Below are 16,863 nucleotides of genomic sequence, written 5' to 3' on the forward strand. Positions count from 1 at the left end.
CGGACATCTCCCCCACATGGGGGGAGATCGGCTAACATCCCGGCGTTTGCCACTTCCAATCGATGGTGCGCAGCGCCCAAGCTGCCAATTTCCCCCCTCGTGGGGGAGATGTCCGGCAGGACAGAGGGGGGCGCGACGAATCGCTACAGATTGCAGTTGATCGGCCGCGGGACGTTAATGCGCCTCTTCCCAATTGTTGGCGGCGCGGGCGTCGACGTGCAACGGCACCGACATCGATACCGCCGGCATGGCGGCGTTCTCCATCACGTGGCAGACGACCGGAATCGTCGCCTCGACCTCGGCTTCGACCGTCTCGAAAACCAGCTCGTCATGCACCTGCAGCAGCATGCGGGCGGAAAGCCTGGCCTTTTCCAGCGCCTCGTCCATCCGGATCATGGCGCGGCGGATGATGTCGGCGGCGGTGCCCTGCAGGCGTGCGTTGATCGAGGCGCGCTCGTTGAATGCCCGGACCGAGGGGTTGGACGAGCGTATCTCGGGGTAGTGGATGCGGCGGCCGAAGATGGTTTCGACGAAGCCGTGCTCGCGGGCATAGGCCTTGGTCGCATCGATATAGTCGCGGATGCCTGGGAAGCGCTCGAAATATTTCTTGATGTAGTCGCCGGCTTCCTCGCGCGCGATCGACAGCTGGTTGGCGAGGCCGAAGGCCGAAATGCCGTAGATGATGCCGAAATTGATCGCCTTGGCGCGGCGGCGCACTTCCGAAGGCATGCCCTCGACCGGCACGTTAAACATTTCAGACGCGGTAATCGCGTGGATGTCGGCGCCGTCGGCGAAGGCCTGCTTGAGCTGCGGGATTTCGGCGACGTGGGCCAGCACGCGCAATTCGATCTGGCTGTAGTCGGCGGATACCAGCTTGTTGCCCTTGTCGGCGATGAAGGCCGTCCTGATCTTTCGGCCCTCGACGGTGCGCACCGGAATGTTCTGCAGATTGGGGTCCGAGGACGACAGCCGCCCGGTCGTCGTCGCGGCAAGCGCGTAGGAGGTGTGGACGCGCTTGGTGTCGGGATGGATGAAGCCGGGCAGCGCATCGGTATAGGTCGATTTCAATTTGGTCAGCTGGCGCCAGTCGACGATCTTGCGTGGCAATTCGTGGCCTTCGGCGGCGAGGTCTTCGAGAAGCTGCGCCGAGGTCGACCACTGGCCGGTCTTGGTTTTAGAACCGCCGGGCAGGCCCATCCTGCCGAACAGGATGTCGCCGAGCTGTTTTGGCGAGCCGATGTTGATGCGCTCGCCGACCAGCTGATAGATCTCGTCCTCGAGCCGTGCGGCACCCTGTGCCAGTTCGCCGGAGAGCCGCGACAGGATCTGCCGGTCGACGGAGATGCCGCGCTGTTCCATCCGTGCCAGCACCGGCACCAGCGGCCGTTCCAGTCGTTCATAGACCGAGACCAGGCCCTTGGCGGCAAGCCGCGGCTTCAGCACCTGCCAGAGCCTGAGCGCGACGTCGGCGTGCTCGGCCCCGTAAGCCGTCGCCTTGCCGAGGTCGGCCTGATCGAGGCCGACGAAGCTTCTTCCCGAACCGGCCAGTTCCTTCAGCGGAATGGTCGCGTGGCCGAGCCATTTATCGGCCAGCGCCTCCAGGCCATGGCCACCATGGGTGCCGGCCTCGAGCACGTAGGAGATCAGCATTGTGTCGTCATAGGGGCTGATCTCGATGCCGTGACGGCTCATGACGACAAGGCGGTATTTCATGTCGTGCACGATCTTGAGGACGGATTTGTCCTCGAGCAGCGGCTTGAGCAACGCCAGAGCGTCGCGGATCGGGATCTGGTTTTCGACCGCGCCGCCGCCGAGCAGGTCGCCATTGCCGTTCTTGTGGGCAAGCGGCACGTAGGCGGCATGGCCGGGCGCGACGGCCATGGCAAGGCCGATCAGTTCGGCCCGCATCGGATCCGGCGAGGAGGTCTTAACGTCGAACGCGACGATGCCTCTCTCCATCGCCTCGGCTATCCAGACCTTCAGCGTCGCGGCGTCGCGGATGCAGGCGTAGGCGCCGGTGTCGATCTTGCGGGCGGTGGCAGCCTCCAGGCGAAGCGCCGAAAGCAGGGATGGGGTGTCGCCTTGCTTGACTGCGGCCGGGGCTTCGAGTGCCGCTTCGTCCGACGGCGGTGCGCTCTCGGCGGCCGCGGGCACGCCAAAACCCATATCGGGGCCATGCGCGGTATCGGCACGCTCTATCGTGACGGGAGTGGCTGGAACGTCGCCCGCGTCGGTTCCGGTCGCTTCGGCCACGCGGCGGGTCAGCGTCGAGAATTCCATGGTCTTGAGAAAGCCGATCAGCCTGGGGCCGTCCGGCTCGTGCAACACGAACTCGTCGAGCCCCTCGGTCACCGGCACGTCGTTCTTCAGCGTCACCAGGTCACGCGAGATGCGCGCCTTGTCGGCGTTGGCGATGATCGATTCGCGCCGCTTGTCCTGCTTGATCTCGCCGGCGCGGGCGAGCAGCGTATCGAGGTCGCCGAACTGTTCGAGCAATTGTGCCGCCGTCTTCGGCCCGATGCCGGGCACGCCCGGCACATTGTCGACCGAATCGCCGGTCAGCGCCTGCAGGTCGATCATCTTCTGCGGCGGCACGCCCCATTTCTCGATCACCTCGGGAACGCCGATCTGGCGGTCCTTCATCGGGTCGTACATGGCAACCGTTGGGCCGACCAGTTGCATCAGATCCTTGTCGGAAGAGATGATGGTGGTGTCGGCGCCGGCTTCGCAGGCAAGCCGGCAATAGGTGGCGATCAGGTCATCGGCCTCGTAGCCTTCCGTCTCAAGGCATGGCAGGTTGAAGGCCCTGGTCGCTTGACGGATCAGGCCGAACTGCGGGATCAAATCTTCCGGCGGCGCCGAGCGGTTGGCCTTGTATTCGGGGTAGAGGTCGTTGCGGAAGGTCTTCGACGAATAATCGAAAATCACGGCGAAATGCGTCGGCACGATGCCGACGTCGGTATTGCGAGCGTCCTGCGTCAGCTTCCAGACCATGTTGCAGAAGCCGAGCACGGCACTGGTCGGCAGCCCGTCGGACTTGCGGGACAGTGGCGGGAGCGCGTGATAGGCACGGAAGATGTAGCCGGAGCCGTCAACAAGGAAGAGATGATCGCCTTTTTTCATGGCACGAGGGATAGCGCGGCGCAGCGCCGCGGTCCATGCCAAAGGCGGCTTGCGCCAAGGCTTCCGGCAACACCCTGACAAATGGCGTGCGAGCTTGGCCGGCCATGGCGGCTTGGCCGGAGCTTTGTTCGCTCACGCCTATGTTACAAAAGTGTAATTTTTGTGCCCTTGAATCGCCACGTTCGCAGACACAAATAAACGCCATCGGCAGTTTTCGCCGAAGTCCGGAGCAAGGCCCGTCCCCCGCCTATCCCGGACACTTGCGGCAGCCTATCCCCCCTCTCCGGGCTGCCGCATCGTTTCGAGTAAAGGCCGCCGTGGTTCCCCTCCACCACGGCGGCATTTTTTTGCCTTTCGACAGCATCCGGCCTGTGGCACAACGGTCGCGGGCTTTCCGTTTCGCCGCATGGGCTCTAGATTCGCCGCCAGAATCGAAAGGCCCGCCATATGTCCGCAGTTTCCCCTGTCCTCGACCGCCTCGACAAGAACTTCGACCAGAGCCTCGAACGCCTGTTCGGCCTGCTCGGCATCAAGTCGATCTCCACCGATCCAGACTACGCCGCCGACTGCCGCAAGGCCGCCGAATGGCTGGTCGCCGAGCTCAAGCTGATCGGCTTCGACGCCAGCGTGCGCGACACGCCGGGGCATCCGATGGTGGTCGCGCATCACGATGGGCCGGCGGGCGCGCCGCATCTGTTGTTTTACGGCCATTACGACGTCCAGCCGGTCGATCCGATCGAGCTGTGGGAAAGCGACCCGTTCGCGCCGGCAGTCAGGGAGATCGAGCCCGGCCACAAGGTGATCACTGGCCGCGGCGCGGCCGACGACAAGGGTCAGCTGATGACCTTCGTCGAGGCCTGCCGCGCGTGGAAGCAGGTTCATGGCGGATTGCCGTGCCGCATCACGATCCTGTTCGAGGGCGAGGAGGAGTCCGGATCGCCGTCGCTGAAACCGTTTCTCGAGGCGAATGCGGATGAGCTCAAGGCCGATTTCGCGTTGGTCTGCGACACCGGCATGTGGGACCACGATACGCCGTCGATCTGCGTCTCGCTGCGCGGGCTGGTCGGCGAGGAGATCACGGTGACGGCCGCCGACCGCGACCTGCATTCCGGGCTCTATGGCGGTGCCGCCACCAATCCGATCCGTATCCTGGCAAAAATCCTGGCCGATATCCACGATGCGGATGGCCACGTCACCATTCCGGGTTTCTATGACGGCGTCGAGGAAACACCGTCGCAGATATTGCAGTCGTGGCTGTCGCTGGGCGAGACCGCCGAGACCTTCCTCGGCCCCATCGGCCTGTCGATTCCGTCCGGCGAAAAGGGCCGCTCGGTGCTCGAACTGACCTGGGCGCGCCCGACGGCCGAGTTCAACGGCATCATCGGCGGCTATACCGGCAAGGGCTTCAAGACGGTGATCGCCGCGCAGGCCTCGGCGAAAATCTCCTTCCGCCTCGTTCACAAACAGGATCCGGAAAAAATCCGCGCCGCCTTCCAGGCATTCGTCAGAGAGCGCGTTCCGGCCGACTGTTCGGTCGAATTCCACCCGCATGGCGCCTCGCCGGCGATCCAGCTTTCCTACGATTCGCCCTTCCTCGCCAAGGCCAAGCAGGCGCTGTCCGACGAGTGGCCGAAGCCGGCGGTGGTGACCGGCAGCGGCGGCTCGATCCCGGTGGTCGGCGATTTCCAGACCTATCTCGGCATGGAATCGCTGCTGGTCGGTTTCGGTCTCGACGACGACCGTATCCACTCGCCGAACGAGAAGTACGAGATGAGCTCCTTCCACAAGGGCCAGCGTTCCTGGGCGCGCATTCTCGACGCGCTGACACGCTGAAATTGCGCCAGACTCAAGTTTTTGTTGATTTTTCGCCGGATCGCGGCAAGGACGGGCAAGGTCCGTCGCGCATCGCTGCACGGGGCCGCGACCGGAGAAGACGATGAGCGACATACGTTTCCATAAAAACGATTTGCCCGGCCTGCTGCATTACGATGTCGGGGCGGTCGCCATCGACACCGAGACGCTGGGGCTGAACCCGCATCGCGACCGGCTCTGCGTCGTGCAGATCTCGCCGGGCGACGGCTCGGCCGATGTCATCCAGATCGCGCCCGGCCAGAAGAAGGCGCCGAACCTCGTCAGCCTGCTGAAGAACCGCAGCATCACCAAGCTCTTCCATTACGGCCGCTTCGACCTTGCCGTGCTCTACAACGCCTTCGGCGTCATGCCGGAGCCGGTGTTCTGCACCAAGATCGCGTCGCGGCTGACGCGCACCTACACCGACCGGCACGGGCTGAAAGACATTTGCTTCGAGCTTCTCGGGGTCGGCCTGTCGAAGGCGCAGCAATCGTCCGACTGGGCCGCCGAGACGCTGTCGCCCGAGCAGCTCGAATATGCCGCCTCCGACGTGCTCTATCTGCACCGGCTGCGCGACGTGCTGAGCGCGCGGCTGGCGCGCGACAACCGGACCAGGGAAGCCGATGCCTGCTTCCGCTTCCTGCCGACGCGTGCGAAACTCGACCTGATGGGCTGGGATGAAGAGGATATCTTCGCCCACAGCTAATGGCCTTCTGGCAATTATCGCCGTCGGCCGGGAGGAATTGAAATGGCTGCGCGAAAACCGATCGAAACGGCACCGAAGGACGGTTCCAAGATCACCGTCTACTGGCAGGACAGCGACGGCGTGATGAACGAGAGCATCGCGCAATACCGCTCGCTCGACCGGCTGAAAGCGGCCGGCGGCGACTGGGACGAAAGCGACGCCGGCTGGTGGGCCTATACCGACGGCCATACGCAAAGGAAGATCGAGCCGATCAGCTGGCGGCCGGCCTCCGACGATCCGGACGCGGACGACTGAGGGTTGTCGCAACCGCCGACCTGAAGTGATTATTCTGAGGCAAAGCGTATTTTGTTCTTGCTTTGTGCCGGCAGCTATGCTACTAATCTCGGTATGGTGCTCATTGGCTCCAACGACCCGCCCGCCGAGGCGGGTTTTTCATTTCCGGCTTTGGCACTGTCACGAGCCGCGCCGGCTTCGCAAGCGATTGAATACAGTTTACTTCGATTTTTCCCGACTTAACCCGCCTTTAAACCGCCGCATCTAGTCTTCAACCCGAACGCCATAGGCATGGGGAAGACAGCACAGCGCATGGCGAACCGGAAAGACAGCCGCATCGAGCCCAGCTTCGAGGCATCGCCGGGGGCGAGATCCTCGGCCGGCTTTTCGGTGAGCGAGGAGGACCGCGTCGTGCCGAGCAACCGAAAAGCCGCTGCAAAGCGCAAATCGTCCAAGGCCAAGCCGTCGCGCGGCGGCCGCGGCAAAAGCCGGCGCGGCCTGTTCGGCGTGCTTGCCCGGCTGTTCTACTGGTGCTTTGTGCTGGCCATCTGGGGTGGCATCGCCACCGCCGGCATCGTCGTCTATTACGGCGCGAAAATGCCGGCGGCCACCACCTGGGCCATTCCCGACCGCGCCCCCAACATCAAGATCGTCTCGGTCGACGGCCAGCTGCTTGGCAATCGCGGCATGAGCGGCGGCGAAGCCGTCGGCCTGCACGAAATGTCGCCCTACATTCCCGAGGCCGTCATCGCCATCGAGGACCGCCGCTTCTATTCACATTTCGGCATCGATCCGATCGGCCTTTCCCGGGCCATGGCGACCAATGTGCTCGGCGGGCATTTTTCGCAGGGCGGCTCGACGCTGACCCAGCAGCTGGCCAAGAACCTGTTCCTGACGCCGGACCGCACCCTGGAACGCAAGGTGCAGGAGGTGCTGCTGGCGCTGTGGCTGGAGCACAAGCATACAAAGGACCAGATCCTCGAAATGTACCTCAACCGGGTTTATTTCGGCTCCGGCGCCTATGGCGTCGAAGCGGCCTCGCGCCGCTATTTCGGCAAGAGCGCGCGCGACGTCACGCTGTCTGAGGCGGCACTTCTCGCCGGTCTGCTCAAGGCGCCGTCGCGGCTGTCGCCGGCGCGCGACCCAAAAGCGGCCGAGCAACGCTCGCAGCTGGTGCTCGCCGCGATGCGCGACGAGGGCAAGATCAGCGCCAAGGAGATGACCACGGCGATGACCGCGCCGGCGACGCGCGCGCCGTCCTACTGGACCGGCTCGGAAAACTATGTCGCCGATACGATCATGGAAGAGCTGCCCGACCTGATCGGCGACGTGCGCCGCGACATCGTCGTCGACACGACCGTCGACCTGACGCTGCAGAAGCTCGCCGAGGAATCGATCCGGAGGCTGATCGACCAGAGCGGCAAGAAGCTCAATGTCAGCCAGGGCGCGCTGGTGTCGATCGACAATTCCGGCGCGGTGCGCGCCATGGTCGGCGGCTATGATTATTCGACCAGCCAGTTCGACCGCGCCTCGGAAGCACGCCGCCAGCCCGGTTCGGCGTTCAAGCCGTTCGTCTATATGGCGGCGCTGGAATCCGGCCGCACGCCCGACAGCGTGCGCAACGACGCGCCGATCAAGATCGGCAACTGGACACCCGACAATTACGGCGGCAAATATTTCGGCAAGGTGACGCTGGCGACGGCGCTGGCAAAGTCGCTGAACTCGGTTGCCGCGCAGCTGACCATGGAAGTCGGGCCGAATGCGGTGGTCGAGGCGGCGCACCGCATGGGCATCCAGTCCGAGCTGACGGCCAACACCTCGATCGCGCTCGGCACCTCGGAAGTGACGCCGCTGGAACTGACGTCGGCCTATGTTCCCTTCGCCAATGGCGGTTATAAGCCGGACATCCATTTCATCCGCCGCGTCACGACAAGCGACGGCAAGGTGCTCTACGAAAACAATGGCGGCGGTGCGCCGCGCGTCGTCAAGGCCGACATCGTCGGCATGATGAATTCGATGATGACCGGCACGGTCGAGATCGGCACCGCCAGGAAGGCGGCGTTCGCCTGGCCGGCCGCCGGCAAGACCGGCACCAGCCAGAACTCGCGCGACGCCTGGTTCATCGGCTATACAGCCAACCTGACCACCGGCGTCTGGTTCGGCAATGATGACGGCAGCGCGATGAAGAAGGTCACCGGCGGCGCACTGCCGGCGCAGGCCTGGCACGAGTTCATGGTCGCCGCCCATGAGGGCGTGCCGGTGCGGCCGCTGCCCGGAACCTGGAAGTCGACGCCGCCCGACACCGTCGTCCCGGACGACATACCGTCCGACACGGCGCCGCCGGCTCCGGTCGCTTCCGTTGGCCAATCGGCGCCGCCTGCAGCAGCCACCCAGTCGGCTTCGCGTCCCGTGCGTCCTGCCGAGACGGTCGATGCCGGCGGCCTGGCCATGCCGGGCGTCGACAGCGCCACGGGATCGATCAAGCATCCGGTGCCGCCCGGCAATGTCGGCGGCCCGGCCAAGAAGCGGCAGACCTCGATCCTGGACATTCTGACAGGCGGCTGAACGACAGGCCCCTCGCCACCGCGGCCGCGTTCCGCTACATCTCCGCCTGGAGACAAGCGACATGGCCGAACCCGACACCAGAAAGACCATCGTGCTGACCGGCGCCAGCCGTGGCATCGGCCATGCCACGGTCAAGCGCTTTTCACGCGAAGGCTGGCGCGTCATCACTTGCTCGCGCCAAGCCTTTGCCGAGGACTGCCCGTGGCCGGCCGGCCCGGAAGACCACATCAAGGTCGATCTCGCCGACCAGGAGGATGTCGGCATCGCCATCTCGGAAATCCGCCACCGGCTGGAGGCGCATGGCGGCCAACTGCATGCGCTGGTCAACAATGCCGGCATCTCGCCGAAGCTCAAGGACGGCAACAGCCGCATGAACTCGATCGACACGCCGATGCATGTCTGGCGCGACGTGTTCCAGGTGAATTTCTTCGCCCCGATCATGTTGGCGCGCGGACTGTTCAAGGAACTGGCATCGGCCAAGGGTTCGATCGTCAACGTCACCTCGATCGCCGGCACCCGCGTGCACCCTTTCGCCGGTACCGCCTATGCGACGTCGAAGGCGGCACTCGGCTCGCTGACCCGCGAGATGGCGCATGATTTCGGCCCGCACGGCATTCGCGTCAACGCCATTGCGCCGGGCGAGATCGACACCGCGATCCTGTCGCCGGGCACCGAAAAAATCGTCGAGACCATCCCGCTGAGGCGGCTGGGCACCACGGCGGAAGTCGCCGACATCATCTTCTTCCTGTGCTCGCAGCAGGCGTCTTACGTGACCGGCTCGGAAATCCACATCAATGGCGGCCAGCACGTTTGAGCGATTAAGTTTTATCAATCGTCGGCACTGCCCCTCAACCCCCTGCCGGGCACCTTCTCCGCATAATGACGGGAGAGCTTCGGCGCCGCCATTGCCCTTTGTTCACGGGTGCCGAATTTACTTTCCGGTCGAACATCGGACGATGCAGAACGCGATGTTCGATCTGACGGTGGATCGCGTTTGATCACTTGGAGGCCGCTTCTAGAAAGGCGGCCTCATAGATAGGACCGATTCCGGCGGCTTCTTATTGAACAACAAATTCCTCCAGCCGCCCGGATTTTAAAGCTTCTGAAAGTGACAAGTGGGCTTCATTGATGGCGCACATCGCCTCTTCTTCTGGCCCTAAAGAGGGGTTAGGATATAGTTATGCCGAAGGCAAATTCAAACGTGGTGGTTTCCGCCTTTACGGAGGAACAAGTCGTGCGCCTGACAGGGGTCAGTCGCAGACAACTCCGCTATTGGGCTACAGATAAGTTCTTCATTCCAAGCATTAAAATGGAAGATGACAGTCTCGCGGAGCTTCGCCTCTATGGGTTCCGTGACCTGCTCTGTTTGAAAATTATCAGTTCCATCCGCAACGAATCGAAGGTGTCGTTTCCTGAGCTGCGGAAGGCAAAGGAAAGGCTGGCCCACCTAGGGGCCGACATGTGGGCAAAGACGACGCTATATGTCCACCGCAAGAAAATCGTTTTCGACAACCCCGAGACAGGTCAGAAAGAAGAGACGTCGACAGGCCAAGGAGTCCTGGAGATACCTCTTCAAGTCGTGGCTGGTAAGATGGAGGACGCTGTGCGTGCTATGCGACAGCGCGATTCTCAAACCATCGGGAAGATTGATCAGAAGCGCGGTGTCGCTCAAAATCAGCCTGTGATCGCGGGCACGAGAATCCCGGTAAGACACATACAGGCCTTTCACAAGGCAGGCTATTCTGTTGAAGATATACGGAAGCAGTATCCAAGCTTAGATGTCGGGGACATTGCGGCGGCCATAAAATTTAAAGAAGTGGCGTGAAAGGGAAAAAACGAACTCTAGTAGTTCTTCTTGACGAGGGGACACCCGTTCTCTCGGCGTCGCCATTTTTGGACCGTGGCTATCAAATTATCTATCATGGCGATGTTTTGGAAAGTGGCGCCAAGGACGAACTGGTTGCCAGCACAGCTATCCTAAATAGTGCCGCGCTTATTGCCGTTGATTTAGATATGAAGAGGCTAGTGAAACGGTTCGGCTCTCCGGGCAATAACCCGCGATTTGCGAAGCTTGATTTGATTTTCGTCGGCTGCGATCCAGTGATGACCGCGAAAAGGCTCGGCCATGCGATGTCATTCATAGAGAACGAATGGTCCGTTCGCTGCGAGAAGGCCGCTAGGCGACTTTGGGTCAGTATCGATAACCACCGGTTAACAAGTTATCGGTAGCCATCAAGCGCGTTGACAAACAACTGCTTGGGTGGATGGGACTTGAACCCGCAACCTCCCCGGTTAGCAATCGGGCGCTCTATCCGGGTGAGCTACCATAGCTCAGTAAATAACCGGAGCCAATCGTAATAGTCGGCGCTGCCCCTCAACCCCCTGCCGGGACCTTCTCCCCGTGAACGGGGAGAAGGGGCTTGGACGCAACGCTGGCGACCCCCTCTCCCCGTCCTTCACCGGGCTCCGGAGGACGGGCGAGACAAGCGGCTCGCCCCGAAATGATAAGGGTGAGGGGCGGCGCAAACCTGATGCGATTTGCCCTGGCCTCTCCAGCCTGGCGACTAATTAGGAAATTGCTGCGCCGCCGATGCCCCGATCAGGTCGCCTGTAGCAGGCTCTCGATATCGGGTATGCTGTGGTTGGTCAGCGTCTTTGGAATTTCGGCCGTTATCTTGTCGGTGACCTCCTTGTGCAGCTTCCTGCGCATGTCGCCCAGCACCGCCGGCGGCGCGATCAGCACGATCTCCTTGAAGGTGCCGCGATGTGCGAGCTTGTAGAGCCTGTCGGCAATCTCTTCGGCAAAACGCTCCTTGCCGAGACGGTGCCAGTCGGTGTCCTCGACCGCACTGCGGTGGACGGAAGGGCCGTCGCTGTAGCGGCCGGGGCGGTCCGTGCCTTGTTCTCGGGTTGCCGGATTTTCCTGCTCCATCTCGTGCACGACCTGAAGGTCGGGATATTGGACGTCTCCACGATTCTCGAGGAACAGCGCCTTTTCGCCATCTGCCACCACGATCCACAGTCCGCGTTTCAGTCTGACGTTGCTCATGGGGCGCTCCTTTTTTGATTTTTCGAACCCATCGCCGGGCCTTTGCCGCAGGGGCATGACCGGGCCTGGGCCCATAGGGCAAACGCGTGCCGAGGCGGGAATGTTCCGGTACTCGGCCCGGTATTCCAACAAGAGCCGGCGAGAGCGCCGGGCTGCCTTTGATGGCTCGGTTGGCATCCGGAGGCTTTAATCTACTAAATTGGTAGAATTTAGAAAAATCTGTTTTGTGGCTAGCGCGGCCAGCTGCTAGAAAGGCAGCGGATCAAGGGCCGCAACAGCAGCTTCAATCCGCTCCGCATTTGAATGTGGAATATTTTTCTCTTGGCGTTCATGCTTGCAGAAAAGAGATTGCCTGCTACGAAGCGATGCGCGAGTGGGTGCCTTCTGGTTTTTCGCGCCCCCGCGTAGAACTGGCAAACGGTTCCAGGATTCCGCTCGTCATGCCGCAAGCCACGCCCAAGCTCAATGCCTTTCCCGTCTTCATGCGGGTCGAGGGCGAAGCCGTAGCCATCGTCGGCAGCGGCAAGGAGGCGCTGGCCAAGGCGCGGCTGCTCGCTCAGTCGAGCGCTGTGCTGCGCATCGTCAGCGATGCCGCAAGCGCCGATCTGCTGGCCTTTATCGCCGAGACGGGGGCCACCCACATCGCCGACGCCTACGATGCAGCACATCTCGCCGGTGCGGTGATGGTGTTTGCCGCCAGCGGCAATGAGGCGCTCGACCGCCGCGTTGCCGGGGATGCGCGCCGGCTGGGCATTCCGGTCAATGCCGTCGACCGGCCGGAGCTGTGCGATTTCTTCACGCCGGCACTGGTCAACCGCGCGCCGGTCGCCATCGCCATCGGCACCGAAGGCGCCGGCCCGGTGCTGGCGCAGATGCTGCGCAGCCGCATCGACCGCATGCTGGCGCCCTCGCTCGGGCCGCTCGCAGCCCTTGCCGCATCGTTTCGCGGCGCCGCCGAAAAACTGTTGCCGAAAGGCAATGCCCGCCGCCGCTTCTGGAGCGAATTCTTTGGCGGCGCGCCGGCCCGTGCCGTGGAGGCCGGCGAGCTTTCGCAGGCGCATGATGCCGCCGTCGGCCTGCTGCTTTCGAACGAACCGCCATCGGGCCATATCGCGCTTGTAGGCGCCGGTCCCGGCGCCGAGGACCTTTTGACGCTGCGCGCCCATCGCTTGCTGATGGAAGCCGACGTGATCGTCCATGACGCGCTGGTGCCGGAGGCGATCGTCGCCATGGGCCGCCGCGATGCCGAACGCCTGCCGGTCGGCAAGCGCAAGGGCTGCCACTCCAAGAGCCAGGCCGAGATCAATGCGCTGCTGGTCGAGCTTGGCCACGCCGGCAAGCGCGTCGTGCGGCTGAAGTCCGGCGACCCGCTGGTGTTCGGCCGGGCCGGCGAGGAGATGGCGGCACTTCGCGATGCCGGCGTCGCCTACGAAGTGGTTCCGGGCGTCACCGCGGCGTTTGCCGCCGCCGCCGATTTCGAACTGCCGCTGACGCTGCGCGGCGTGTCGTCGTCGATGGTGTTCACCACCGGCCACGACCTCAAGGGAAATTCGCTGCCCGACTGGGCAAAGCTCGCCATTTCCGGCGCGACGGTCGCCGTCTATATGGGGCGCTCGGTCGCCGCCGAGGTCGCCGGCCGGCTGATCGAAGCCGGCCTGTCGCCGGATACCGCCGTCGCCGTGGTCGAGAATGCCAGCCTTGCCAACCGCCGCCGTTTCCACGGCACGCTCGCCGACCTGCCGTCGCTGGAGGCACGCGCCGACCTCAGCGGCCCGGTGATGACCATCATCGGCGACGCGGTCGCCGGCGCCAATTTCGAACGGTCCGAGCCGCTGGCGGCACACAGGCAGGAAGGCGTGGCCCGGTCTGCCGCGGAAGGAGTGAACCAATGAAAGTCCTGACCGCAAACCGCCTCGCCGACGGCATAGCCGTCTGGTACGCCAATGGCGGCTGGGCCGAGACCATCGACCATGCCGACACCGCCCATGACAAGGCGGCCGAGGACCGGCTGGAGGCGATCGGCGCCAAGGCCTCCGCCAACAACGAAGTGGTCGACGTCAATCTGATCGACGTGACCGTGGTCAACGGTGCGGTCGAGGCGGTCCGGCTGCGTGAAAAGATCCGTGCCGCCGGCCCGACGACCCGCAACGATCTGGGCAAGCAGGCCCGTCCGCAGGCCGCACGCGCGGCGTAGATGACACAAGCATGATCCCGATCATGCTCGAACGAAGAAAATAACGGGCGGACGCGCCCGGAAAGACCTGAATATGTACCGTTACGATGAGTTCGACCACGATTTCGTCAAGGCCCGCGTCGCCGAGTTCAGCGACCAGGTCGCGCGGCGGCTTGCCGGCGAGATCACCGAGGACCAGTTCCGGCCGCTTCGGCTGATGAATGGCGTCTATCTGCAGCTGCATGCCTATATGCTGCGCATCGCGGTGCCCTACGGCACGCTCAACAGCAAGCAGCTGCGCATGCTCGGCCATATCGCCCGCAAATACGACAAGGGTTATGGCCATTTCACGACGCGCCAGAACATCCAGTTCAACTGGCCGGCGCTGTCGGACATTCCGGCGATCCTGGCGGATCTGGCAAGCGTCGAGATGCACGCCATCCAGACCAGCGGCAACTGCATTCGCAACGTCACCGCCGACCACTTCGCCGGCGCCGCCGCCGACGAGGTTGCCGATCCCCGCCCCTATGCCGAAATCCTGCGGCAATGGTCGTCGGTGCATCCGGAATTCTCGTTCCTGCCGCGAAAGTTCAAGATCGCGGTGACCGGCGCCGAGCGCGACCGCGCCGCCATCCAGACGCACGACATCGGCCTGCACCTGAAGAAGAACGCTGCCGGCGAGCTCGGTTTCGCCGTCTATGTCGGCGGCGGCCAGGGCCGCACGCCGATGGTCGCCAAGAAGATCCGCGACTTCCTGCCCGAAGCGGATCTGTTGTCCTATTGCACAGCGATCCTGCGCGTTTACAACCTCTACGGCCGTCGCGACAACAAATTCAAGGCGCGCATCAAGATCCTGGTCCATGAGACCGGCGTCGAGGAGATCACCCGCCAGGTCGAGGCCGAATGGCAGGAGTTGAAGGACGCCGAGCTGAGGCTGCCGGAAGCCGACATCCGCGCCATCGACGCCTATTTCGCGCCGCCGGCGCTTGTCGACCGGCCGGAAGGCGACGAGGCGGTCAAGCTTGCCCGGCTCGACTCCAAGAGCTTTTCCGAATGGCTGGACCAGAATGTGGTCACCCATCGCCATCCCGACTACGCGGCGGTGACCATCTCGCTCAAGGGCATCGGCGAGACGCCGGGCGACGCCTCCGACAGCCAGATGGAAGCGGTCGCCGACATTGCCGAAAAATATTCATTCGACGAGCTGCGCGTCAGTCACGAGCAGAACCTGATCCTGCCGCATGTGGCGCGTGCCGACCTCAAGGCGGTCTACGGCGCGCTTGTCGATATCGGGCTGGCGACGGCCAATTCCAACCTGATCAGCGACATAATCTCCTGTCCCGGCCTCGATTATTGCGCGCTGGCGACGGCGCGCTCGATTCCCGTGGCGCAGGAAATTTCGCGGCGCTTCGCCTCGCTGGAGCGCCAGCGCGAGATCGGCGAATTGAAGCTGAAGATTTCCGGCTGCATCAATGCCTGCGGCCATCACCATGTCGGCCATATCGGCATCCTCGGTGTCGAGAAGAAAGGCGCCGAGCTCTACCAGGTGACGCTCGGCGGCTCGGCCGACGAGAACACCTCGGTCGGCGAGATCATCGGCCGCGGCTTCAGTTCGGAAGAGATCACCGATGCCATCGAGCAGATCGTCGAGACCTATCTCGGGCTTCGGCTGGACAGAAACGAACGATTCATCGACGCCTACCGCCGAGTCGGTCCCGCGCCGTTCAAGGAGGCGCTCTATGCTGGCGAAACCAAGGCCGCTTGACCGGATCGTCGACGTCGAGGCCGGCATCGCCGCCGAAGCGGCGGGCCTCGACGCGCTCTATGGCCACCTGAAGCCGCTGGAGATCATCGAGCGGTCGGCCCGGGAATTCTTTCACGGCGAAATCGCCGCCGTCTCGTCCTTCGGCGCGGATTCGGCGGTGCTGCTGCACATGATCGCCGAGATCGACCGCACGCTGCCGGTGATCTTTCTCGACACCGGCAAGCATTTCGAGGAGACCCTCGGCTATCGTGACGCGCTGGTCGCCGATTTCGGGCTGACCGATATCCGGGTGATCAGGCCCGACGATGCGGCACTGGCAAGGATCGACCCGACCGGCAATCTGAACGAGACCGATACCGACGCCTGCTGCGACGTGCGCAAGGTCGAGCCGCTGGCGCGCGGCGTCGAGCCGTTCCGCGCATGGTTCACCGGACGCAAACGCTTCCAGGCGGCGACCCGGGCAGCGCTCCCGGTGTTCGAGGCGGTCGGCTCGCGCATCCGTATCAATCCGCTGGCGCACTGGACGACATCGGACCAGGCCGGCTACATGCGCGCGCATGCGCTGCGTGAAAACCCGCTGGTCGCCTATGGCTATCTGTCGATCGGCTGTTTCCCATGCACGCAGCCGGTGCAGCCGGGCGACGACGCACGCAGCGGCCGCTGGGCCGGGCACGCCAAGACCGAATGCGGCATTCATTTGTCGGGGCTGGAAAGGTCGCTGACCGACGCCTCGCTTTAGGGTCTTTTTTGAGACCCAGGATTTTTGGCATCCAGATTTTGGACTTGGGAACTTTCTTGATGAGCGACTTGATAGCCGAAAACGCCACGCGGCTGTGGACACCGGATGGGTTCCGCGAGGACGAGTGGGTTCATGCCGAAAGCGCCGAGGCGCTGGTCGGCAATGGCCGTTTCATCCTGCCGCTGCAGGCGTTTCTCGGCCTCGATCCGGAGGTGCGGCGGTCGGCGAAGGAACGCATCGGCGTGCTGCTGCAGCCCGGCGACCAGCTCGAAAAGATCGCCGGCCTGCTCGATCAGCTGTCGCTGGTGGCGCTGGCCTTCCCGGCGTTCAATGACGGCCGCTCGTTCTCCAAGGGCGAATTGCTGCGCAGCCGTTACCACTTCACCGGCGCCATGCGCGCCACCGGGCAAGTGCTGGTCGACCAGCTGCCGCACATGCTGCGCCTCGGCTTCGACGAATTCGAGATCTCGCACCCGGTGCTGCTGAAGCGGCTCGAGCAAGGCCGCACTGGCGGACTGCCGCTGTCCTATCAGCCGGCGGTAAAGCCGGAGGCCAAAGGCCCGAAATATTCCTGGCGGCGGGTGCGCGCCGGCTGATCCGTTCCAGGGGACCAGAAGCC

General features: G+C 63.5%; 14 protein-coding genes. 12 read left to right on the forward strand and 2 right to left on the reverse strand.

What is annotated here, in order from left to right:
* Positions 1-174: 174 nt before the first annotated feature.
* Positions 175-3,123 (reverse strand): DNA polymerase I, encoded by a 2,949-nt coding sequence (gene polA, locus NKJ40_RS24755; RefSeq protein WP_352468325.1) that lies wholly within the window; start codon positions 3,121-3,123, stop codon positions 175-177.
* Between the two features lie 447 nt (positions 3,124-3,570).
* Between polA and NKJ40_RS24760 the strand changes: the two genes are divergently transcribed.
* From NKJ40_RS24760 to NKJ40_RS24790, 7 genes are all read left to right on the forward strand, one after another.
* A complete protein-coding gene (locus tag NKJ40_RS24760) occupies positions 3,571-4,956 on the forward strand; it encodes a M20/M25/M40 family metallo-hydrolase (protein WP_352468326.1) in 1,386 nt (461 codons plus the stop codon).
* 103 nt (positions 4,957-5,059) lie between these two features.
* A complete protein-coding gene (locus tag NKJ40_RS24765) occupies positions 5,060-5,680 on the forward strand; it encodes a ribonuclease D (RefSeq protein WP_023675237.1) in 621 nt (206 codons plus the stop codon).
* Positions 5,681-5,722: 42 nt separating this feature from the next.
* Complete coding sequence (locus NKJ40_RS24770) at positions 5,723-5,974, forward strand: hypothetical protein (RefSeq protein WP_352468327.1); 252 nt, start codon at positions 5,723-5,725, stop codon at positions 5,972-5,974.
* A 291-nt stretch (positions 5,975-6,265) separates the two neighbouring features.
* Positions 6,266-8,518, forward strand: coding sequence for a transglycosylase domain-containing protein (locus NKJ40_RS24775; protein ID WP_352468328.1), 2,253 nt, complete (start codon positions 6,266-6,268; stop codon positions 8,516-8,518).
* Between the two features lie 61 nt (positions 8,519-8,579).
* Complete coding sequence (locus tag NKJ40_RS24780; RefSeq protein ID WP_023718933.1) at positions 8,580-9,332, forward strand: SDR family NAD(P)-dependent oxidoreductase; 753 nt, start codon at positions 8,580-8,582, stop codon at positions 9,330-9,332.
* Positions 9,333-9,698: 366 nt separating this feature from the next.
* On the forward strand, positions 9,699-10,343 hold the full coding sequence (locus NKJ40_RS24785; protein WP_352468329.1) for a DUF433 domain-containing protein: 645 nt from the start codon (positions 9,699-9,701) through the stop codon (positions 10,341-10,343).
* Entirely contained in the window at positions 10,340-10,747 is a 408-nt protein-coding gene (locus NKJ40_RS24790) for a hypothetical protein (RefSeq protein ID WP_352468330.1), read from the forward strand. Before NKJ40_RS24785 ends, NKJ40_RS24790 begins: the two co-directional genes overlap by 4 nt.
* Before the next feature lie 370 nt (positions 10,748-11,117).
* Here NKJ40_RS24790 and NKJ40_RS24795 read toward each other — a convergent pair whose 3' ends face one another.
* Entirely contained in the window at positions 11,118-11,567 is a 450-nt protein-coding gene (locus NKJ40_RS24795) for a baeRF12 domain-containing protein (RefSeq protein ID WP_352468331.1), read from the reverse strand.
* A 440-nt stretch (positions 11,568-12,007) separates the two neighbouring features.
* Between NKJ40_RS24795 and cysG the strand changes: the two genes are divergently transcribed.
* The 5 genes from cysG to NKJ40_RS24820 all read left to right on the forward strand — a co-directional run bounded on the left by cysG (position 12,008) and on the right by NKJ40_RS24820 (position 16,840).
* A complete protein-coding gene (gene cysG, locus NKJ40_RS24800; protein ID WP_352468332.1) occupies positions 12,008-13,459 on the forward strand; it encodes a siroheme synthase CysG in 1,452 nt (483 codons plus the stop codon).
* Entirely contained in the window at positions 13,456-13,761 is a 306-nt protein-coding gene (locus tag NKJ40_RS24805) for a DUF2849 domain-containing protein (RefSeq protein ID WP_352468333.1), read from the forward strand. The genes cysG and NKJ40_RS24805 overlap by 4 nt, the downstream gene beginning before the upstream one ends.
* 73 nt (positions 13,762-13,834) lie before the next feature.
* Entirely contained in the window at positions 13,835-15,505 is a 1,671-nt protein-coding gene (locus NKJ40_RS24810; RefSeq protein WP_352468334.1) for a nitrite/sulfite reductase, read from the forward strand.
* The gene (locus NKJ40_RS24815; RefSeq protein WP_292664601.1) at positions 15,480-16,244 is read left to right on the forward strand and encodes a phosphoadenylyl-sulfate reductase; all 765 of its coding nucleotides are present in this window, start codon (positions 15,480-15,482) and stop codon (positions 16,242-16,244) included. The genes NKJ40_RS24810 and NKJ40_RS24815 overlap by 26 nt, the downstream gene beginning before the upstream one ends.
* A 59-nt stretch (positions 16,245-16,303) precedes the next feature.
* A complete protein-coding gene (locus tag NKJ40_RS24820; RefSeq protein WP_292664602.1) occupies positions 16,304-16,840 on the forward strand; it encodes a DUF934 domain-containing protein in 537 nt (178 codons plus the stop codon).
* The last annotated feature ends 23 nt before the right edge of the window (positions 16,841-16,863 follow it).

The sequence above is a fragment of the Mesorhizobium sp. M0119 genome, assembly GCF_040322615.1.
Classification (GTDB): Bacteria; Pseudomonadota; Alphaproteobacteria; order Rhizobiales; family Rhizobiaceae; genus Mesorhizobium.